Genomic DNA, 20,228 nt, shown 5'->3' on the forward strand with positions numbered 1-20,228 from the left:
CGTTTGTTGGCAAGGAAAACAAGCCCGCCATGACGGGAGTATACTCTTATCGTATTCGACCGGAATGGCGGGTGAAGTTTGACGTAGCCAACGGGCGAAAGGACAATTTGAAAACAGCCCCTAGGCCAGTTTGGTCCGCGCAGTCCCCTGCGTGTAAAACGGCAGTCCCACGCGGGTGGCTTCCAGTTCCACCTTGGCAGCCTTGACCACGAAGGCCGGGGCCTCGGCATGGGCGGCGGCCACGCGGGCCAGCGCCACGGCGTAGCCCAGCGAGGGGCAGAACGACCCGCTGGTCACCACGCCCGCCACGGTGCCGTCGGGCAGGGCCACCACGTCGCCGTGGCGGGCGCTGCGGCGTCCGGGGATGGACAACGCCACCAGCGGTTCGCGCACTTCGCGGTCCGCGCCCTTGCCCACGTAGTCGGCGGGGTTTGTCAGCATTCCGCCGTAGCCCGCTTCCGCAGGAGTGTGGGTGTCGTCCAGATCGTGGCCGTACAGGGGCAGGCCCACTTCCAGACGCAGGGTGTCGCGCGCGCCAAGGCCCGCGGGCTTCACGCGCTCGTCGGCCAGCAGGGCGGTCCACAGGGCCTCGGCCTTGTCCCAGGGCAGGTACAGTTCCACGCCCAGTTCGCCGGTATACCCGGTGCGGCTGACCAGCAGCGGCGCGCCGCCGAAGGTCACGGAGCGGAAGCCGAAGTAGGGCAGGTCGCGGAAGCTTTCGCCCAGCACCGCTTCCAGCACGTCGAACGATTTCGGGCCTTGCAGGTCCAGCTTGGCGGTGCGGGCCGAGATGTCCTCGAAGGGCAGGGCGGCGGGCAGGCGCGAGCGCAGGGCGGCGAAATCGCTTTCCGTGCAGGCGCCGTTGACCACCAGCATGTAGTCGTCCTCGGCGATGCAGTACACGATGAGGTCGTCCAGAATGCCGCCCGCCTCGTTCAGCAGAAAGCCGTAGCGGCAACGGCCCGGCTTCAGCGTTTCCAGATTGTGGCTGACGGCGCGGGACAGCGCCTCGCGCGCGCCGGGGCCGCACAGGGTGAATTCGCCCATGTGGCAGATGTCGAACAGGGCGGCGGATTCACGCGTCTGCACATGCTCGGCGATGATGCCGGTGGGGTACTGGATGGGCATGTCCCACCCGGCAAAGGGGGCCATCTTGGCCCCGGCGGCCCGGTGCCACGCGGAAAGCGGGGTTTGCAGCAGGTCCGACAAGGGGTGCTCCTTCGTGTCTCCGTTGGGGTTGGCGCGGTCATGTGGTATGGGGGCGCGCTGCGCCGGGGCAAGGCGGTCCTGCATCCGGCGCGGAAATTCGGTGCGCCGTGCGGCGCGCGCCAGAAATAGCGCGAGACGAGATTTGCGGCAACCGGCTGGCGACCGGTTGGGGGTGGACAGGATGGGCGCGTGACGGTTTGGACAGCCGGGGCGGTGGGCGGTGTTGCGGGCCGGGTATCCTCGCGCGCCGCATGCATCGCAGGTGCCGCATGCGGCCATACCGGGCGACCGGCGGCGCGCCATGCCGCACGGCATGGCCTGCGCTGCCGCGCAGGGCTGCGGTCCGCTACGCGGCGACCTTGCGGGTGCGCTGGATGGCCCGGAACTCGTCCACCAGCGCCACCAACTTGCCGTAGTTGCGCTTGATTTCGAGGCCGCCGGGGGTCAGTTCGTCGTCGCGCTTTTCAATGTAGGTGCGCAGCAGATAGCGGTCGTTGAGCATGTTTTCGCCAATGGCGATGACGCTGGAGACCAGCGTGTCGAAATAGCTGACGATTTCGAACTTCAGCCCGTGCAGCAGTTGCACCGCCTCTGCCAGCATGCGCCGGTAGCCGATGCGTTCGCCCCGGTATTCGCGGTCCTGGATGTCCTCGAAGTAGCGCACCTTGCGGGCCTGCTGGATGTAGCTGTATTTGGCCCAGACCTCCTGGTAGAGCTCGTGCAGATGGCCGAAGGCCTCGTAGTTGTCCGGCGAGAGCAGGTAGTTGTCCAGCACCTTGATCACGTTGGCAAAGAATTCGTCGCTGTAGCCGATGATGCGCCGCTGGTGCTTGGACAGCCACGCGTACAGGAACTTCAGGCGTTTTTCGTCCGTATCGGTGTTTTCGACGATCTCGTTGCGCTTGAAGATGATCCTGCCCGTGTATTCGCCACGGGTTATGTCGTTCAGGCGCAGGAACATGTTGCTGGCGTCCTTGATGATGTTCAGGTCGCCCAGCGCCTGCCCGGTCACCGGGTGAATGACTTCCTGCGATTCCACGGACAGGGCGCGGTCCTGCCGCACGTTGTCGGGGTTGAACTTGTGCTGCCGGTAGGTCACCCGCAGAATGACCACGCGCCGTTCGCGGTCCAGGAAATAGCCCGCCTCGTCGATGGCGCGCAGGGCCTCTTCCTGGTCGGCGTCCACGCGCACCAAGGCCAGCTTTTCCACGCGGGGGTAGGGGCGCGAATCGCCCTCGCCGATCATGGTGGTGATGGTGCGGTCCGACTGGCCCAGCACGCGGATCATGAAACGTTCGCCCATCTTGTGCAGCCGCCGCGCGAACAGCGCGCTGGAGGTGCGGCGTTCCGACACGATGGGAAAGCCGTACAGTTCCATCAGGTACTGGTACACGAACAGCCGGTTGCGTTCGTACATCTCGTTGTCGCCCACGTCGAACTTGCCGATGCGCATGCCGAAGCGCTTGATCTCGCTGTCGAGGTCGGACGGGAACGAGGCGTACACCCCGCCCAGATGGAAATGGCCGAAGCTGTCCAGCGCGAAGACCTGGGCGCGGTCCATGGCCAGCAGAAAGGGCATCAGGGCGGGGTAGTAGTCGAGCACGGAGGTGTCGAACCGCCCGAAGCGCTGGCGGAAGGATTCCTGAAAGGCCTTGGGCAGGCGGGTCTGCATGGCCTGCACGTTGCGGGCGATGACCTGCGATTCCAGCGGGCACGACGCGCCTTCCGCCACGCTGGCCGTATCCAGCACCGGGTGCAGGATGTCGAACTGGAAGACTTCCTGAAAGTAGTTGAGGGGCCGTTCGAAGGCCGCCATGCTGAAGCCGGGCAGGTGCTTGTATTCCCACAGGTCGGCTTCGAACGAAGGCAGCAACTCGCGCGATTCCACCAGCGGGTAGTCGGCGTGCTCGAAAAAGGGGCGCAACAGGCATTGCTTGACGTGCACCACGTCGAGAAAGCGCTTCAGCGCGGCAAGCGACGTAAGCTCCACCGGCTCGGACAGCAGACCGTCCTCGCGGTAGATGAACTCTCCCTTGCTGAAGGCGTTTTTCAGGGTGATCTTCATGTGCCGTCCTGATGCACGTGGCGCTTCGCCATTCCCCTCCGGCATGGCGAGGCGGATTGCAGTTGCCCCTTTGCGATATCCAAGCCTATTTTTTTTTCTAAAAAAATTCTACCATAATGTGACGGACAAAGGTTCCGGCACAAGGGTTTCGCGGTGTCCACGCGCCGTGGGCGCCGCGGCGCGCGGGCCCAGGACGGGCGTGCGGCTGTTGCGGGAACCTGCCCGGCTTTGTTAAAGCACCGGTTGAAACGGAGCGATGGGCCGCAGCGGCATTGCCGCAGTGCGGCAACGCACGCCCCGGCCTGGCGCCTGTACGCTCGCGACGGTTCTGCCGCGACGGGTATTTTTTCTTCCCGTTCGCCATACGCCGCCCGTCCCCTTGCGGGCGGCATCGCGCGGGGATAGGCTGTCATCCGCCTTCGTTTCGTCCACCGCGCGCGCCACCGTGGGCTTCAGCCGGGCCGCACGCCATACGCCATGAACTCCGGGCCCCGCACGGGGCCGGAGAGGAACCGGATATGAACAGCCAACGTTGCCACGAACGCATTCTTGCCATCATTTGCAGCGTGTTCGACGCGTATTCCGCCGTGCTCTTTCTGCCGGACGGAACCAGCGCCGAAAGCACTGCCGACCTTTCGGCCGGCGCCGCCACGGCGGCGGCCACCGCCGCGCTGGACCGCGACAGCCAGTTGCACCGCCTTGCCGCCAGCTTCAGCCTGGGCGACATGGTGGACACGGGGACGGCCATCGCCCCGGGGCGCGGGCTGGTGGGCTGGATCATCCGCAACCGCGAGCCGCTGCTGGTCAACAACTTCGACCAGCGCCAGAGCCATCTTGGCTACTACCGCAGCAACGAGGAGGCCACCATCAAGGCCTTCATGGGCTGCCCGGTGCCGGGCGGCGGCGCGCTGTGCATCGACAGCAAGCGGCAGTACTCCTTTTCCGACAAGGACCAGAAGATCCTGCAACTGTTCGCCGACCTCATTTCGGGGGTGCAGGGCGTGGTGTGCCAGGGGGCCGGACAGGCCAGCCTGACCCGCTATTACGCGGCGTTGCAGGTAATCAGCGAACTGCGCGGGCGCATCAGCCGCTGGCCGCAATTCCTGGCCGAATTCCTGCGCCTGATGGCCGAGGCCACCGGCTTCGACCACGCGCTGTTCGCCGCCCGCGACGGCGACGGCCAGAACTACATCCTGGAAGGCGAAAGCCACCCGTTGCTGCTGGGCAAGGGCGATGCGCCCATGTACCCCATCGGCAACGGCATCGTGGGCTGGGTGTTCCGCAACGACGCCCCGGTGTACACCGAGGGCACCGACGGCGCGCCCATGGCTCCGCTGTTCGGCAAGGGGGCGCACATGCCCGCCTTCCGTTCGGTCATGTGCCTGCCGCTGATGATCAACAAGGTCACGCGCGGGGTGCTGTGCCTGGGCCACGGCGAGCCATGCGTCATCCCCGACGACCTGCGCGCCTTCACCCGCATGTCGGTGGATCATCTGGCCCTGTTTCTGGAGAACCTGTACCTGAAGAGCAGGCTGCGCGAACTGTTGCCCAAGGCCCGGCTGGAACGCCGCGTGCCCGCGCCCGCCCCGCACGACCGCCCCGATTCCGACACCGACGACTGACGCCGCCGACGGGCATCGTCGCCCGACACCGCAACCGCGAGAGCCACCAGATGCTGCGCAGACTGTTCGGTTTCCTGGGCAAGGACCTTGCCATGGATCTGGGTACGGCCAACACGCTGCTGTATACCCGTGCCGAGGGCATCGTGCTGAACGAGCCTTCGGTGGTCGCCCTGGAAACCGACCGCAACACCGTGCTCGCGGTGGGCCGCGAGGCCAAGGAATTCCTTGGCCGCACCCCCAGGCGCATCCGCGCCATCCGCCCCATGAAGGACGGCGTCATCGCCGACTTCGAGGTGACGCGGCAGATGATCGCCTTCTTCATCCGCAAGGTCATCAGCGGTTTTTCGCTGGTCAAGCCCGGCATCGTCATCTGCGTGCCCACGGGCATCACCCAGGTGGAGAAGCGCGCGGTCATCGAATCGGCCCACCAGGCTGGCGCGCGCGACGTGCGTCTGGTGGAGGAGCCCATGGCCGCGGCCATCGGGGCCAACCTGCCCATCCACGAGCCGCTGGGCAACATGGTGGTGGACATCGGCGGAGGCACCACCGAGGTGGCGGTGATCACCCTGTCCGCCATCGCCTACGCGGAATCGGTGCGGGTGGCGGGCGACGCCATGAACCAGGCGGTGCAACGCTACTTCAAGGAAGAATTCCAGCTGCTCATCGGCGAGAACACCGCCGAGCGCATCAAGATGGCCATCGGTTCCGCCTTTCCCCTGCCGGAACAGCTGATGGTAGAGGTGTCCGGCAAGGACATGGTGAGCGGCACCCCCAAGGTGGTGCGCGTTACCGACGGCCATGTGCGCGAGGCCTTGCAGGAGCCGGTGCGGGTGATCATCATGGCCATCCGCAAGGCGCTGGAAAAGACCCCGCCGGAACTTTCCGCCGACATCGCCAGCAACGGCATGCTGCTGGCGGGGGGCGGCGCACTGCTGAAGGGCCTGGGCGCGCTTGTTTCGCGCGAGACGCGCCTGAAGGTCATCATCGACGACGACCCGCTGACCACCGTGGTGCGCGGTACCGGGCGCACCCTGGACGACGGCAAGTTCTACCGCCGCGTGTACATCAACTAGACGTCGCCCGGCGGCGGGCGGGCCGGATCCTCCTTCCCCCAGGGGGGCGGCCCTGCACGCCCTCGGTCGTGCAGACGCCGCAAGCACGGGCGCGGTCACGCTCCCCCGCAACGAGCCATCATGTCCAGCAAGCCTTCGTCACTTCCTTCCGGCAAGCCTTCATCAGTTCCTTCCGGTTCGTCTTCGGCATCCCCTTCCGGCCTTGCCGCTTCCCCCTTTGCCGGGCAGTTGCCCCGCATTCTGGAGATCATCCGCGAAAGCGGCGCCCTGGTCATGGACCACTGGCGCAAGCCGCGCAACATCCGGCTCAAGGGGCGCATCGACCTGGTGACCGAAACCGACCTTGCGGTGGAGGCATTCCTCAAGGACCGCTTGAAGGACGTTGTGCCCGGCGTCACCTTCATGGCCGAGGAAAGCGCCACCTCGCGCACGCCGCAGGGCACCTGCTGGATCATCGACCCCATCGACGGCACCACCAACTTTGCGCATTCGCTGCCGTTCGTGGCCACCTCCGTGGGATTGTGGCACGAGGGGCGCGTGGTGCTGGGCGTCGTCAATGCGCCGGTGCTGGGCGAATGTTTCTGGGCGGTGCTGGGCGGCGGGGCGTTCTGCAACGGCGAACCGCTGCGCGTTTCCGACCGCGAGCCGCTGGAGCAGGCCGTGGTGGCCACCGGCTTTCCCTACACCATCCGCGAGGACGTGGACACGGTGCTGGCGCGGCTGCGCAAGACCCTTGTCACCACGCGCGGCGTGCGCCGTTGCGGTGCCGCGGCCATAGACCTGGCCTTCGTGGCGGCCGGACGGTTCGACGCCTTCTACGAGGCGGACCTGAAGCCGTGGGACACGGCGGCGGGCTGGCTGCTGGTGGAAGAGGCGGGCGGATGCGTGACCGGATTCGACGGCGCGCCGTACGATTTTGCCAACGAGGGCATTCTGGCCAGCAATGGCCGGGTGCACGAGGCCATGCGCGCGGTGCTGGCGCTGTAGGCGGGCTCGGGCCGGTTCGGATCATTTGGGCGCTCGGATCCGCGTCGACCGGTTCGAAGCAACGTCAGCCGGTTCGGAGCAGTGTCGGCCGATTCAGGACGATTCGGGCAGTTCAGGCTCCATGGAGTGGGGCGGGGCCGGCATGTCGCGAAACACGTCACCGCGCTCCGTGGCCCAGACCAGCGCTGGCGTCAGCATGTCCCGAAAGTGTTCAAGCAGCGCATCAAGTTCGTCGGCATCCACGAACATGCCGTCGGCCACTTCCTCGGGGTTGGGCTGGGGCGCTTCGCCCACGGGCCCGGCAGCGAACAGGGTGATGTGGGCGTAGCCGGTGGCCTCCGTGGCCGGAATTTCCGCCCTGCGTATCAGGCGCCCGGCGGCAATGCCCAGTTCTTCGCGCAGTTCGCGCAGGGCGGCGTCCTCGCGCGATTCTCCGGCCAGTACATGCCCGGTGGCCGAAAGGTCCCAGTGCCCGGGGTACAGATGCTTGGTCGCGGCGCGTTTTTGCAGGTACACGCGGCCTTCCGCGTCATGCAGCATGACCAGCACCACCCGGTGGCGCAGCGGCTGGCGGCGCGCCTGGGCAATGGGCATGACCATCAGGGGCCGGTCGCGCTCGTCGGTAATTTCCAGGTATTCCACGCCATCAGCGGGGGGCGCGTCGTCCTGATGCCCTGGTCTGGCCCTGACGGAACGGCGGGGGGCCGTCCGGCCACGGGGTTTGGCGCGCCAGCCCTTGGCGATGGGTGAAGGACGGCGGGGTTCGACCGCATCGTCCGCAGTACGTGAAGGAGGGCGTTTGCCCATGCAGTCTCCTGTCTGTTCCGGATCCGGCGGGGGCCAGTGCGGCCCGAGAGCGGAATTTTTTCGCCTGGGCTCCGGCGACATCGCCGAAGTTGCCGAGTTGGAACGCCGGTGCTTTTCCACCCCGTGGAGCGAAGAGCAGTTTCACCTGGCCTTCGAACGCAAGGTGTTTTCGGTGTTCGGCCTGCGCGATGCGGGGCGGCTTGTGGCGTACGTGGCTGTGTACCACCTGGCGGGAGAGCTGGAAATACTCAACGTGGCCGTGCACCCCGACCAGCGGCGGCGCGGTCTGGGCCGCCGCCTGCTGGCCATCCTGTTGCAAGTGGGCGCCAAAATGGGCATACATAGGGCCGTGCTTGAGGTCCGCACTGGCAATGCACCGGCCATCGGCCTGTACGAAGGGCTGGGGTTCACCCGTGCGGGCGTGCGGCCGCACTACTACGGCGATACCGGCGAAGACGCCATCATCTACGAATGCGATCTTGCGGGCTGGACCTGCCGCGAGCCGGATTGCGCGGCCCCGAGCGGAGGGCATGCTCCCGGTGAGGCCGATGCTTCCTGATGGCGCTTGTCGGTGACGTCTGTTGATGATGCCCGGCGGTAATGCCCGGCGATGGTATTAAAGACGCCGGGCCGGGCGAGATCGCCATGGATTTCGGCACGGCTTGATTTTGCGGCCTTCCTGCGTCCCGCCGTCGGCATTCGGTCGGCACCGGGTGCGGTACCGGACAGGCAGATATTTCGGACGGGCACACCCGTCCGCCACCGTTCACCTTTCACGCAACACCGTCCGGAGACCCGCATGAAGAAGCTCATGGCCGCCAACTGGAAGATGTACAAGACCGCCGGGGAAGCGCGGACCACCGCCGCCTCGCTGGCGGCGCTGACGGCGGACACGCTGCCGGACGACCGCGAGGTGGTGATCTTTCCGCAGTTCACCGCGCTGTCGCCCGTGGCCGATGCGTTGCGCCATGCCGAGGGCTTTTCGGTCGGCGGGCAGGATGTGTATCCGGCGGCGGAAGGAGCCTACACCGGCGAGATTTCGCCCGGCATGCTCATAGATTGCGGCTGCACCTGGGTGCTCACCGGCCATTCGGAGCGGCGCCACATCATCGGCGAGAGTGATGAACTGGTGGGCGCCAAGACCGCGTTCAGCATCAATGCCGGGCTCAAGGTAGTGCTGTGCATTGGCGAAACCATCGAGGAGCGTGAGGCGGGCCGTCTGGGCGAGGTGCTGGAACGCCAGCTGGCCACCGGCCTTGCCGGGGTGAAGGGAGATGCCGTGCCGGATGCCATTGCCGTGGCTTATGAACCCGTGTGGGCCATCGGCACGGGCAAGGTGGCCGGACCGCCGGAAATCGTGGAGGCCCATGCCCTGGTGCGCCAGTTGCTGGTGACCCGCTACGGCCAGGCGGGCAGTGCGGTGCGCATCCTGTACGGCGGCAGCGTCAAGCCCGAGAACGCCCGTGAAATCATTGCCCTTGACAATGTGGACGGTGTCTTGGTAGGAGGCGCTTCTTTGCAGGCTGACTCGTTCAGCCGCATCATTCTGGCGTAAGCCGTGCCCCGGCGCGGAGTTTTCACAAGGAGAGTACGGTGCAGACCCTGATCCTGACCCTGCATGTGGTCGCGTGTCTTGCCCTGATCGTGCTGGTGCTGCTGCAGTCCGGCAAGGAAGGCATGGGCGTGATCTTCGGCGGCGGCAACACCTCGCTGTTCGGCAGCACTGGCGCTGGCGGCATGCTTGCCAAGCTGACCGCGTTTCTGGCGGTTCTGTTCATCATCACGTCGCTGTCGTACAACGTGCTCACCAGCAGCCGCAAGTCGGACGATTCGACCATCCTTGACGTGAAGCTGGAAGACGTGCAGCCCGCTCCGGCGGCCCCTGCCGTGCCTGCTCCCGCCGCTCCGGCCGAACAGAAGTCCAACTAGCAGCGCAAGTTTCGGCGCGCCCTGCGCCAACCCCGTGCCGAGGTGGTGGAATTGGTAGACACGCTATCTTGAGGGGGTAGTGGGAGAAATCCTGTAAGGGTTCGAGTCCCTTCCTCGGCACCATCGGAGTATCGCGCAGGCGAGCGGAAAAGGCCCCATATGGGGCCTTTTCGCGTTTCCAGTCTATTCGAGAGGGGGCTTGATGTTATCCCTGATTTCTTTTTTTGCGTCTTCGGGTGTATTGTCATTGAAGTCGATAGAGATACCTTTGTCCTTGTCTATACTAACCCGTTTCACATGTTTTCCAAGGTGAGCAGGCAAGGAAGCGACGAATTTGGCGGTGAGTTGATCTGCGCTATCGTCATTGTGGAAGATTTTTTTTGCCCCCCACACGACAAGGCAGACTCCCCCGGCCACGGCAAAGGCTGGAATGAAGAACGGCATTTGGGAACTCCCTAGTTTATAATTAAAACGCAGTATACTATACATGGTATAAATAGGATTATCAATAGGAAGGCGTAGTGCTTGATGGGGTAACTCTGGATCGGCGGGGCGGAGGTGGGGGCAGTTGCGTTCTTCCGGGAATGAACCGGACGGAAAATACGGGGAATAGGGCTGCACCATGCGGGCGAAATCGCTGGCGCCCGGACTGCCACCGTTGCAGCGCAGGGCATCCAGGGTGGATTGCAGGCGGTCCAGCAGGGCGCTGTCAACGTCGGGGTTGAACGCCATGTACAGGTCCAGCTTCTGGAGCACCATGGAGACGGTGTATTCCGCGCTGTCGATGTTACCCTGTTCCATCATGTACAGGGTGGAATGGATGTTGAAAGCCAGCACGTCCACTCTTCCGGCGACCAGCATGCGCACCGCATCGCCTGGGGTGGTTGCGGCGTGCAACATGGCGGAGGGCACCCCCTGCTCGATCAGCAGCTGTTCCCCTACGGTATTACGCACCGTGCCCACGCGCAGGCCCTGCAGATCGCGCCATTTCCGGGGAGACAGGCGGCTGTTCTTGCGTACCACGGTACCAACGGTAACCCGCATGACCGGCCCTACCCATTTGAACAGTTTTTCGCGTTCCGGCGTGCGCGCGGCGCAGAACAGCAGGGCATCGGGGGTATTGAGGGCAAGCTGGAAGGCCCTGGGCCAGGGCAACACCCGGATGTCTCCGGGAGATGCGCCAAGGCCGTTGCGGCGCAGGACTTCCATGACGATATCCACGCCGGGGCCACGTGCCGCATTGTCCTGAACGAAGTTGAAGGGAGGAAGGTCTTCCGTGAGCAGGGTAAATGCATCGGCAGGGGGTGGGCAGACAATGCACACGCACAATACGGCCCACACGCACAACACGGCGCGCAAGCTCAACATGGCGCAATGAGGCAACACGGTCAGACAGGTGCGCAGCGCGCGGGCACAGGCACGGGCAAGAAGCATGGGTGGCATGGCCCTGGGCGCCATTGTGGGGCAAGGGCACGGCGTGGAGCCCACAGGCGGCTCGCCCGCGGCGCTGGATGGGGAGGGGATAGTGCTGCCTGGCATAAGCGAACGACCATGGGACGGATGCCCGAGGGGCTGACCGGGTACAGGGCTTGCGTGGGTATGTACGCGGCGTTTACGGTTTGTCGATACTATCACCAGGCGCGGGGGGCGGGTCAATGCTGGTGCGCCCTGCACATAGACGGGGAAAAGGTGGGGATGTCTGGGGGGAGGCTACGCACCAGGGCAGGGTGAAGGCGTCCCGGCGGCCCGCCGCGTGGTGTGGCGACGGGCCGCGCCCGGTGGAGCCGGGATTTCGGGGCGGGCAGGTGCGTGGTGAAGCCGCAGCGGGAGGCGCAACACGCCGTCCTAGTTCAGGCGGTTGATGTCGAGGGGGGCGCCGCAGCAGGGGCAGATGTCCACGCGCTTGCCGCTGAAGCAGGTACCGGCAAAGAACATGGTGCGGAACTTGCGTTCGATGGAGCTGTACAGAACCCAGAGCTGATGGCCGCAGGTGCAGAAACGCTGTTGCATGACGGTCTCCCTGATGAGGCGGCGGGGCATGCCGCCCGTTGATGTGTTTATAAAAGTGAACATGCCGGATAAAAAAGGGGGTTACCCCAGTTCCCGGCACAGCCAGACAACCCGGCCAATGACGCGGAACTGTTCCAGTTCGTCGCCACGCACGCGGATGGGCGAGTACGCGGGGTTGTCGCTGACAAGGGCAAGGCCGTCCGGGGTGCGCATGATGCGCTTGACCAGCACGGCATCTTCCAGGCCCACGGCATAGATCTGGCCGAAGCGCAGGTCTTCGGTGGCGCGGTCCACCAGTACGGTGTCGCCGTCGCGGATTTCCGGTTCCATGCTGTCACCCACCACATCCATGAGCACCATGGCCGAAGGGGTACCCTTGCGGGCCAGCCAGGCATGCGCGAAGGGCTGGCCGCCCACGGGCATGGCCTGCACCTCGAACGAGCCGCCGCCAGCGCTCAGGCGGGCACGGACCTTGGGCACCATGTGCACGGCGGGGGGCAGATCCGCAAGGGGCGAGGCAGGCATGGCCGGGCGCAATGCTGCCGTACGTCCGCGAACCGCCCCGGCGGCAGCCAGCGGCGCGGGGTGAACCGTTCCGTGTGCCGCTGCCGCGAAGGTCTGCGCCAGTGGAGCAGGGCGAGGGGTGCCGCGCCCGTATTCCAGCCAGTCGGGTGACAGTCCGTACACCCGTGAGAGCCGCAGAATCCATTTCTGCGGGATGGCATCGCGGTTCTTGGCCTGGGTGATGGCGCTACGGTTCACCCCCAGCACGCGGGCAAGAGCCTGCTGCGTGGTGATGTCCGTGCCCTGCATGACCCGGGCGAAGAAAGTGTCGAAGGCATCCGGCATGGTGGTGTCCTGTGCTGGCGGTTTTGCCGCCTGTGGTGCAATGGCTGCGTGAGGCTGTTCCGGCCGTCGTGTTCACTTTTATAAACAAGATTCCGTGCCGGGTGCAAGCAAAAATTCGTCGAGCGCAAGCAAGAATTTGCCGGGTGCAGGCAAGAATTTGACTGACGAGCGCTGTTTAAATTTATTCTTTTAAATTGGTATGATGGCCGTAGTTCCGTGCGCGCGGCGTCTGTCCCGGCAATGCGAAAGGGGGTCCGCAGGACCCCCTTGATGGTGCTTGCATGCCCGTCCGGGCGCACAGGCGCAAGGCTGTGCGCCTGGAGGTTCACTCTTCCGCGTGCAGTTCCGGGGCCACCAGATCGGCCAGGGTCTCGCGCTTGCGGATGCACCGCGCCGTTGCCCCGTCCACCAGCACCTCGGCTGCGCGGGGGCGCGAGTTGTAGTTGGAGCTCATGGAAAAGCCGTACGCCCCGGCGGAGAACACCGCCAGCAGGTCGCCCTGCTGCATGCCCGGCAGGATGCGGTCGCGCGCCAGAAAGTCGCCCGATTCGCAGATGGGGCCCACCACGTCGGCGGTGATCTCGTCGCGCCCGGCGGGCTGCACCTCTGCGATGCGGTGGTACGACTGGTACAGCGAGGGGCGGACAAGGTCGTTCATGGCCGCGTCCGCGATGATGAAGTTCTTGCTGGGCGTGGACTTGGTGTAGATTACCCGGCCCACCAGAATGCCGGCGTTGCCCGCGATGACCCGCCCCGGCTCCAGGATCAGCGACAACCCGCGCCCGCGCAGCCGTTCGGAGACGGCCTCGCCGAATTCCTTGGGATGGGGCGGGGTTTCCTCCCCATAGGTGATGCCGAGTCCGCCGCCAAGGTCCAGATGGGTGATGGCAAGCCCCAGGTCGCGCAGCCGTTCGTGGAAGTCCAGCACCCGGTCCAGCGCTTCCAGGAACGGGGCCAGGGTGGTGAGCTGCGAGCCGATGTGGCAGTCGATGCCCACGGGCACGACGTTGGGCAGGTCGCGGGCCAGCAGGTAGGCCGCCTGGGCCTGTTCCATGTCCAGCCCGAACTTGTTGTTGCGCATGCCCGTGGAGATGTACGGGTGGGTCTTCGGGTCCACGTCCGGGTTGATGCGCACGCCGATGCGGGCGGTGCGGCCCATCTGCCCGGCCACGGCGTCGATGCGTTCCAGTTCCTGCATCGATTCCACGTTGAACAGCAGGATATCCGCTTCCAGTGCGGCGCGGATTTCGTCGTCGCGCTTGCCGACCCCGCTGTACACGATGCGCTGGCCGGGCACCCCGGCGGCGAGTGCGCGGTGCAGTTCGCCCCCGGACACGATGTCCATGCCCGCGCCCATCTCCGACAGCAGGCGCAGCAGGTGCACGTTGGAGTTGGCCTTGACCGAATAGCAGGTCAGGTGGCCGACGCCGGTGAACGCGCTGTCGAAGGCCTGGAAATGGCGGCGCAGCGTGGCCGCCGAATAGATGTACAACGGGGTGCCGTAGCGACTGGCCAGTTCGCGCACCGGCACGTCTTCGGCGTGCAGTTCGCCGTCACGGTACTGGAAGTGGTGCATGCGGTTCTCCTGTCATAAGCAGGGCTGGCAAAGCACGGCTGACGTGGGGCAGGTCAGCCGGGCGGGGCGCCAGGCGGGCATGCCGCAAGCCGCGTGCGGTTTCGGGCTCCGGATGCTACGGAACCACGATTTCGGTCTGCTGCTGGGGCCGGGTATCTTCCACCGGCAGTTCGAGGCCGGGGGCGTTGGGGTCTACCACCAGCGTCTGCACCTTGCCCAGGGCATGCGCGAAACGGGTCAGCACGTTTACGCCCACCATGCGCCAGCGATAGGCCGGGGCCTTGCGATCGGGGCACATGGTCACTTCCACGATGGCGGTACCCTGCGGGGTGATCTGTTTTTCTGGCCAGAATTCCTGACGTGCCGTGGCCTGGAAGGGGCACCCGGCGCAGCTGTCCGCGCTGCCGTCTATCGGCTGGATTTCGAGGATCACCGAGGCCATGTTGTCCACGTTGCCCTGGGCCTCGCCCCGTGCGGCGATGCAGCCGTTGGTCGTGGCCGTGGCCGTGACGCTGCGCCACGAGAACAGTTCGCGGTGGTCCTGGGGTACCGGCATGATCTTCTTGCCGCACGCGGCCCCAAGCGCCAGCACCGCGCACAGGGCAGCGACGGCGGCCACGCGGCGGGCACGGGGCGTGCGCCGTGCGGATGCGTCTGTCAGGACGGGGGCGTCTGTCAGGACGGATGCGTCTGTCAGGACGGGGGCGTCAGGCAGGGCGGAGGCGTCAGGCACGGTCGTCTCCCGGCGCTGCCGGGGGCTGGTCGGGAACGGTATCTTCGGCATGGGCTGGGCCTCCCCAGAGCAGTTTCCATTCGTTGAGCAGTTGCAGCGCCCCCATGGGCGTCAGGTGGTCGGTATCCAGGTCGCGCAGGGTGGTAAGCAGCGGATGGGCCACCGGTTCCGCCCGCGCGGCAAGCAGGGCGCGCGGTTTGGCGGCCTGTTTCGGTTCGGGCATGTCCAGCCCCGGCAACACGGCGCGCGCGGCGCGGGGGGCATCCCCCCTGCCGTCGCGGGTCTTTTCCAGTTCGTGCAGCAGTTCCCGTGCGCGCTGTACCACCGGCTGCGGCACCCCGGCAAGCCGGGCCACCTCGATGCCGTAGCTGCGGTCGGACGGGCCGGGCACCAGGCGGCGCAGGAACACGATTTCGCCGCCCCATTCGCGGATGGCGATGTTCATGTTGTGCACGCCGGGGATGCGCCCTTCCAGTGCCGTCAGCTCGTGGTAATGGGTGGCGAACAGGGTGCGGATGGTGCCGCCAGCGCGGCGGGCCAGTTCTTCCACCACGGCCCAGGCCAGGGCCAGGCCGTCGAAGGTGCTGGTGCCGCGCCCTATCTCGTCCAGGATGACCAGACTGCGCTTGCCCGCCTGACGCAGGATGCGCGCGGTTTCCATCATTTCCACCATGAAGGTGGACTGCCCCTGCGCCAGGTTGTCCGATGCCCCCACCCGCGAGAATACCCGGTCGGCGATGCCCAGGCGCGCCTCGCGCGCGGGCACGAACGAGCCCATCTGGGCCAGCAGGCAGATGATGGCCGTCTGGCGCAGCACGGTGGATTTGCCCGCCATGTTGGGGCCGGTGATCAGCAGCAGCCGCCGGGCCTCGTCCATGCGCAGGTCGTTGGGGATGAAGTTGGCGCTGCCCTGCATGGCCTCCACCACGGGGTGGCGGCCTTCGCGGATCAGGATGTCGGTATCCTGCGCCAGCACGGGGCGGGTCCAGTTCCAGCGGCGGGCCGTTTCCGCAAGGCTCTGCCAATAATCGAACCCTGCCAGCAGATCGGCCATGAACAGCACGCGGGGGCGCGCCTCGGACACGGTTTCGCGCAGCTTCTGGAACAATTTGTATTCCAGCGACTTGCGGCGGTCGCTGGCCGAAACCAGCTTTTCTTCCAGTTCTTTCAGGCGGGGGGTGGTGAAACGTTCCGCGTTGGCCAGGGTCTGGCGGCGCACGAAGTGCTCGGGCACGGCGTCGGACGCGGTGCGCGGCAGTTCGAAGTAGTAGCCGAACACCCGGTTGAAGCCCAGCTTGAGCCGGGGCAGCCCGCTGGAGGCCTGTTCCTCGGCCAGCAGTTGCTGCAGCATGTTCTCGCCGTGTTCGGTAAGGTCCAGCAGTTCGTCCAGTTCGGCGTGAAAGCCGGGCCGGAACAGCCCGCCTTCGGTGACCAGGTGGGGCGGGCTGTCCACCAGCGCGCGTTCCAGCAGGTCGAAATAGTCGGACAGGTCGTCCCAGCCCTTCAGCGCCGCGCGCAGGAAGGGCGGGCGGCCATCGCCGCGTGCCTCGCCGTCGGTGGGGTAGCTGCCGTGGGGCGTTTCCGGCCGTTCCAGCACGCCGCGCACCCTGGGCAGGGCGGCCAGGCTCTGGCGCAGGGCCACGTAATCCTTGGGGGCGGCGCGGTTCAGGAAGATGCGCGTGGTCAGCCGTTCAAGGTCGTACACCTCGTCCAGCCCGGCCCGCAGGTCGCGCCGGGTGTCGTCGCGTTCGAACAGCCAACTTACCGCCGCCTGGGTTTCCTCTATGGGCCCCATCTCGCGCCAGGGGTGGCGCAGGCGTTCTTCCAGCAGGCGGCCGCCCATGGGGGTCTGGGTGTGGTCCAACACGTGCCACAGCGTGCCCGGACCCTTGCGGCCATCCAGGCGGCGGAAGATTTCCAGGTTGCGCTCCGTCACTTCATCGACGAGGAGGTGGCGGCCCAGGTTCAGGGGGCGGAACGGGGCAAGGTGGATGATGTCCTGCTTCTGGGTCTGCACCACGTAGGCCAGCAGCGCCCCGCACGAGCGGACGAGTTCATCCTTTCCTTCAAGGCCCAGCGCGCCGGTGTCGCGCACGCCCTGGGCGTGCAGCAGCCGTTCCGTGGCGGCCTTGAGGTCGAAGGGCGCCCGGCCCGGCACCCGCACCACCTGGGTGGAGGTGAGCGACATGGACGAGGGCACCTGCGCGCTTTCGGTCACCAGCAGTTCGCGGGGCTGCATCTTGCGCACCCACTGCCACAGGTCGGCGGCCTTTTTCGCGTGCAGGCCAGACCATTCGCCGGTGGAAAAATCGAGCCAGGCAAAGCCGCCCGCCTCCTTGTCCTCGTCCCAGAACAGCGCGCCCAGGTAGTTGTGGCCCTTGGCGTCGAGGTTGGCGTCCTCCACCACCGTGCCGGGGGTCAGCACGCGGGTGACGGCGCGCTTGACCAGCCCCTTGGCCTCGCGCGGGTCTTCTATCTGGTCGCACAGGGCCACCTTGAAGCCCTTTTCCAGCAGTTGGGTGATGTACCCTTCCACAGAATGGTGGGGCACGCCGCACATGGGCACGCGCAGGTCGGCGTTGGGGTTGCGGCAGGTGAGGGCGATTTGCAGTTCGCGCGCCGCCGTTTCCGCATCGTCGAAGAACATTTCGTAGAAATCGCCCATGCGGTAGAGCAGCAGCGCATCCGGATAGTCGTCCTTGATGCGCAGGTACTGCTCGAACATGGGGGTGAGCTTCGACGGATTGGCACGGGCTGTGGCCGCCGTGGTGGCCCCGGCCAGGCGCGAGGCGTTGCGCGGCATGGCGGAAGTGGAGCCCGGAGTGGTGTCGGAGATGACGCCGGAAGTGGAGCCCATGCTGGCGGCATCGCCGGGCACGTCGCAATCGCAGGTGCCGTCGGCGGCAGTCGGCGCGAGTTCGGTGGCGTCAACAGATGCGACATCGGATGCGACATCGGATGCGGCTGGGGGCTGGGCGTGCGGGAAGCGGGAGGTGTCTGTCATGCCTCGTGTGTACACCGCGAAGGGGTGGGGATGGAAGTACCGGGCGCGGGGCCGGACGTGAATGCGGCGCTGGCCGCGCCAACCGCTGGTGTGCGGTGCGCGGCCAGCGAACGAAAGGACAAGTTGGAAACGGCCCCTAATCCTGCAAGGACAGCCTGAACGTGGCCGAATGCCAGCTGCGGCAGCGCGGGCACACGCTGAAGGTGTGCTCGCGGCGCAGGCCGCAGGACCCGCACACGAAACGCTTTACCTTGCGGGCGTGCTCGATGAAATATTCCAGCTGGCTGCGGAATACCGGCGACAGATGCTGCTGCTCCATGGACAGCGACAGCAGTTCCAGCCGGGCCGCCCAGAAATCGGGGCGCAGCACCATGGCCTTGGCCAGCCAGTTGCCTGCCTCTTCGCGGTTGCCGCAGCGCAGCAGGAACAGCGCCCCGTAGTATTGCAGCAGCAGGTCCGGCTCCTGCGCCTCTATGGCGGCAAGCACCGTGGCGCAACGCTTTTCCTCGAAGTCCGCGTTGCCCGCCCCGTTTGCACCGTTCGCACTCGCTCCGCCGGGTTTGGCGGCACCGTTGTCGTTGCGCAGGGCGGGGACTTCAAGTTCAAGCAATCCTTCAAGCAGCAGAAAGCGGATGGAGGCGGGCACCCGTTCCAGTCCTTCGCGCAGCAACTTGCCCGCACGCCGCCATTCGCCCGCGCGGGCCGCCATGACCAGCCGCGCCCGCCAGGCCTCCACCGCGCCGGGGTAGACCTTTACGGCCTTGGCCAGCAGCGTCCTGGCCTCGTCGGGCCGCCCGCAGCGGTCCAGGTCTTCGGCATGGCGGACCATGTAATGGGCCTGCGCCGGGCGGAAGCCCAGCCGCGCGTACTGCGCCGCCGCTTCCTGAAAGGCGCCGCTGTCCGCATGCAGCAGGGCAAGTTCATAGGTGATCTGCTCCGGATCGGCCCCGAGCGCCCGCGCCTCGTCAAAGGCGGCAAGGGCCCGGTCCATGACCCCGCCACGCCGGTAGTCGCGGCCCAGTTCGAACAGGGCGCGCGCCTTGAACTGCGGGTCCAGTCCGGACCGTACAATGAGGCTGCTGCGGATCTGTACGGCGCGTTCGATGTCGCCGCGCAGGCGGTACAGGTTGCCGAGGGCAAGGTAGATCTCCACCGCGTCCGGGTCGTTGCGCACCACCCGGCTCAGTTCCTGGATGGCCGACAGCGCATCGCGCGCGCCGGGAGATTCGGCATCCGGCCCCATGGGCGAAAGGATGTCGGCACGCCGGTGGCCCAGCAGGGTGCGCGCGCCCGCCTTCAGTCTGTCCAGCAGCGTCACGGAGTCTCCCGCCTAGCCGGCCTTGGCCGGGGTGGGTTCCGCAGCGGCAACGGGGGCCGGGGTAGTGGCCGTCACCGGTTCCGGAGTCTTGCGCGCGGTTTCCAGCGGCAGGTTGCGCAGCGAATTCAGTTCCTTTTCCAGCACGCGGATGCGCTTGTTGGCACGGCGCAGGGCGGCCCCGGCACGCAGGCGGCTGACCATGAGCAGCAGCATGGTACACAGCGCGCCCAGCAGAAAGGCACACAGGATCATGAAGTAGAACGGCAGTTCGATGGAACTCCACGCGGTGTCGAAGAACAGGTCGAGCTTCAGGGTGACGGCCTGCGACAGCACCGCGTTGTTCTGCACGAAGAACATCATGGAGATGAAGAACACCAGTACCAGAACGAGAACCTTGACGAAGCGCATGTCGGCCTCCTTACCGTCCCGCGCGGGGCAGGCGGTCGAACAGGGGTTTCAGGGCATGATACGTGGAATGCAGATGCTCGGGAATGACCCGTGTTTCGCTCATCACCGCCATGAACGACGAATCGCCGTTCCAGCGCGGCACAAGGTGGAAATGCAGATGTTCGCGGATGCCCGCCCCGGCGGCCTCGCCCAGGTTCAGCCCCACGTTGATGCCCTGCGGGTTGAAGCGCTGGCGCAGCATGGTGGTGCAGGTCTGGATAAGGTCCATCATTTCGTGGGCTTCGTCCGGTTCCAGCGCGGCAAGGTCCATGACGTGCCGGAACGGCGTGACCATGAGGTGGCCGTTGTTGTACGGGAACTTGTTCATGATCACGAAATTGTGCCGCCCCCGGTACAGGACCAGGCGTGCCTCGTCCTCGTCGGTGTGCTCGGGCAGGCAGAACACGCAGCTGTCGGGCTTGGGGCCCAGGATGTAGTCGAGGCGCCACGGCGCCCAGAGGGTTTCCATGATCCGTTCCGTCTCCTGAAGCACGGTGCGCCCCACTGTTTGTGTGCATGCGCAACGTGCCGTATTTCCGATTGAAATTCGACCGGTCAGATGTGCTTACACCCTAGGGCCTTGCGGGGCAAGGGGGGCG

At 66.1% G+C, this 20,228-nt stretch carries 18 protein-coding genes and 1 tRNA gene; 7 read left to right on the forward strand and 12 right to left on the reverse strand.

Going from position 1 to position 20,228, the window contains the following annotated elements; translation table 11 throughout:
• Positions 1-120: 120 nt before the first annotated feature.
• Positions 121-1,209, reverse strand: coding sequence for a glycine cleavage system aminomethyltransferase GcvT (gcvT, locus tag DESTE_RS02010; protein WP_035064470.1), 1,089 nt, complete (start codon positions 1,207-1,209; stop codon positions 121-123).
• Positions 1,210-1,555: 346 nt separating this feature from the next.
• Positions 1,556-3,274, reverse strand: a complete 1,719-nt coding sequence (locus DESTE_RS02015; protein WP_035064473.1) for a hypothetical protein — start codon at positions 3,272-3,274, stop codon at positions 1,556-1,558.
• A gap of 518 nt (positions 3,275-3,792) precedes the next feature.
• Here DESTE_RS02015 and DESTE_RS02020 point away from each other — a divergent pair.
• The 3 genes from DESTE_RS02020 to DESTE_RS02030 all read left to right on the forward strand — a co-directional run bounded on the left by DESTE_RS02020 (position 3,793) and on the right by DESTE_RS02030 (position 6,956).
• Entirely contained in the window at positions 3,793-4,896 is a 1,104-nt protein-coding gene (locus DESTE_RS02020; RefSeq protein ID WP_035064474.1) for a GAF domain-containing protein, read from the forward strand.
• Between the two features lie 50 nt (positions 4,897-4,946).
• Complete coding sequence (mreB, locus tag DESTE_RS02025) at positions 4,947-5,969, forward strand: rod shape-determining protein (RefSeq protein WP_035064477.1); 1,023 nt, start codon at positions 4,947-4,949, stop codon at positions 5,967-5,969.
• A 120-nt stretch (positions 5,970-6,089) separates the two neighbouring features.
• Positions 6,090-6,956 (forward strand): inositol monophosphatase family protein, encoded by an 867-nt coding sequence (locus DESTE_RS02030; RefSeq protein WP_156925236.1) that lies wholly within the window; start codon positions 6,090-6,092, stop codon positions 6,954-6,956.
• 93 nt (positions 6,957-7,049) lie between these two features.
• On the opposite strand, the gene DESTE_RS02035 is transcribed toward DESTE_RS02030, so the two are convergent.
• Complete coding sequence (locus DESTE_RS02035) at positions 7,050-7,763, reverse strand: NUDIX hydrolase (protein WP_342665685.1); 714 nt, start codon at positions 7,761-7,763, stop codon at positions 7,050-7,052.
• Between DESTE_RS02035 and rimI the strand changes: the two genes are divergently transcribed.
• The 4 genes from rimI to DESTE_RS02055 all read left to right on the forward strand — a co-directional run bounded on the left by rimI (position 7,762) and on the right by DESTE_RS02055 (position 9,815).
• The gene (gene rimI / locus DESTE_RS02040) at positions 7,762-8,322 is read left to right on the forward strand and encodes a ribosomal protein S18-alanine N-acetyltransferase (RefSeq protein WP_051384261.1); all 561 of its coding nucleotides are present in this window, start codon (positions 7,762-7,764) and stop codon (positions 8,320-8,322) included. The genes DESTE_RS02035 and rimI overlap by 2 nt on opposite strands.
• A gap of 240 nt (positions 8,323-8,562) precedes the next feature.
• Positions 8,563-9,318 carry a triose-phosphate isomerase gene (gene tpiA, locus DESTE_RS02045; protein ID WP_035064480.1) on the forward strand — a complete coding sequence of 252 codons (756 nt, stop codon included), beginning with the start codon at positions 8,563-8,565 and terminating at the stop codon, positions 9,316-9,318.
• Between the two features lie 38 nt (positions 9,319-9,356).
• Entirely contained in the window at positions 9,357-9,692 is a 336-nt protein-coding gene (gene secG / locus DESTE_RS02050; RefSeq protein ID WP_035064483.1) for a preprotein translocase subunit SecG, read from the forward strand.
• Positions 9,693-9,728: 36 nt separating this feature from the next.
• A tRNA-Leu gene (locus tag DESTE_RS02055) sits at positions 9,729-9,815 on the forward strand.
• 60 nt (positions 9,816-9,875) lie between these two features.
• Here the strand turns inward: DESTE_RS02055 and DESTE_RS02060 are convergent.
• The 9 genes from DESTE_RS02060 to DESTE_RS02095 form a co-directional block, all read right to left on the reverse strand.
• Positions 9,876-11,126, reverse strand: a complete 1,251-nt coding sequence (locus DESTE_RS02060) for a substrate-binding periplasmic protein (RefSeq protein WP_245590690.1) — start codon at positions 11,124-11,126, stop codon at positions 9,876-9,878.
• Between the two features lie 411 nt (positions 11,127-11,537).
• The gene (locus DESTE_RS17840) at positions 11,538-11,702 is read right to left on the reverse strand and encodes a hypothetical protein (protein ID WP_012611502.1); all 165 of its coding nucleotides are present in this window, start codon (positions 11,700-11,702) and stop codon (positions 11,538-11,540) included.
• A gap of 81 nt (positions 11,703-11,783) precedes the next feature.
• Positions 11,784-12,551 carry a LexA family transcriptional regulator gene (locus DESTE_RS02065; protein ID WP_035064484.1) on the reverse strand — a complete coding sequence of 256 codons (768 nt, stop codon included), beginning with the start codon at positions 12,549-12,551 and terminating at the stop codon, positions 11,784-11,786.
• 325 nt (positions 12,552-12,876) lie between these two features.
• On the reverse strand, positions 12,877-14,127 hold the full coding sequence (gene lysA / locus DESTE_RS02070) for a diaminopimelate decarboxylase (RefSeq protein ID WP_035064486.1): 1,251 nt from the start codon (positions 14,125-14,127) through the stop codon (positions 12,877-12,879).
• Positions 14,128-14,242: 115 nt separating this feature from the next.
• Entirely contained in the window at positions 14,243-14,860 is a 618-nt protein-coding gene (locus DESTE_RS02075; RefSeq protein WP_245590691.1) for a hypothetical protein, read from the reverse strand.
• Complete coding sequence (gene mutS, locus DESTE_RS02080; protein ID WP_035069413.1) at positions 14,853-17,585, reverse strand: DNA mismatch repair protein MutS; 2,733 nt, start codon at positions 17,583-17,585, stop codon at positions 14,853-14,855. Before mutS ends, DESTE_RS02075 begins: the two co-directional genes overlap by 8 nt.
• A gap of 415 nt (positions 17,586-18,000) precedes the next feature.
• Entirely contained in the window at positions 18,001-19,182 is a 1,182-nt protein-coding gene (locus tag DESTE_RS02085; RefSeq protein ID WP_035064489.1) for a tetratricopeptide repeat protein, read from the reverse strand.
• 12 nt (positions 19,183-19,194) lie between these two features.
• Positions 19,195-19,590, reverse strand: a complete 396-nt coding sequence (locus DESTE_RS02090; RefSeq protein WP_035064492.1) for a lipopolysaccharide assembly protein LapA domain-containing protein — start codon at positions 19,588-19,590, stop codon at positions 19,195-19,197.
• Positions 19,591-19,600: 10 nt separating this feature from the next.
• The gene (locus tag DESTE_RS02095) at positions 19,601-20,098 is read right to left on the reverse strand and encodes an HIT family protein (RefSeq protein ID WP_035064495.1); all 498 of its coding nucleotides are present in this window, start codon (positions 20,096-20,098) and stop codon (positions 19,601-19,603) included.
• Positions 20,099-20,228 lie beyond the last annotated feature (130 nt).

It is taken from the genome of Nitratidesulfovibrio termitidis HI1, assembly GCF_000504305.1.
GTDB lineage: Bacteria > Desulfobacterota > Desulfovibrionia > Desulfovibrionales > Desulfovibrionaceae > Cupidesulfovibrio > Cupidesulfovibrio termitidis.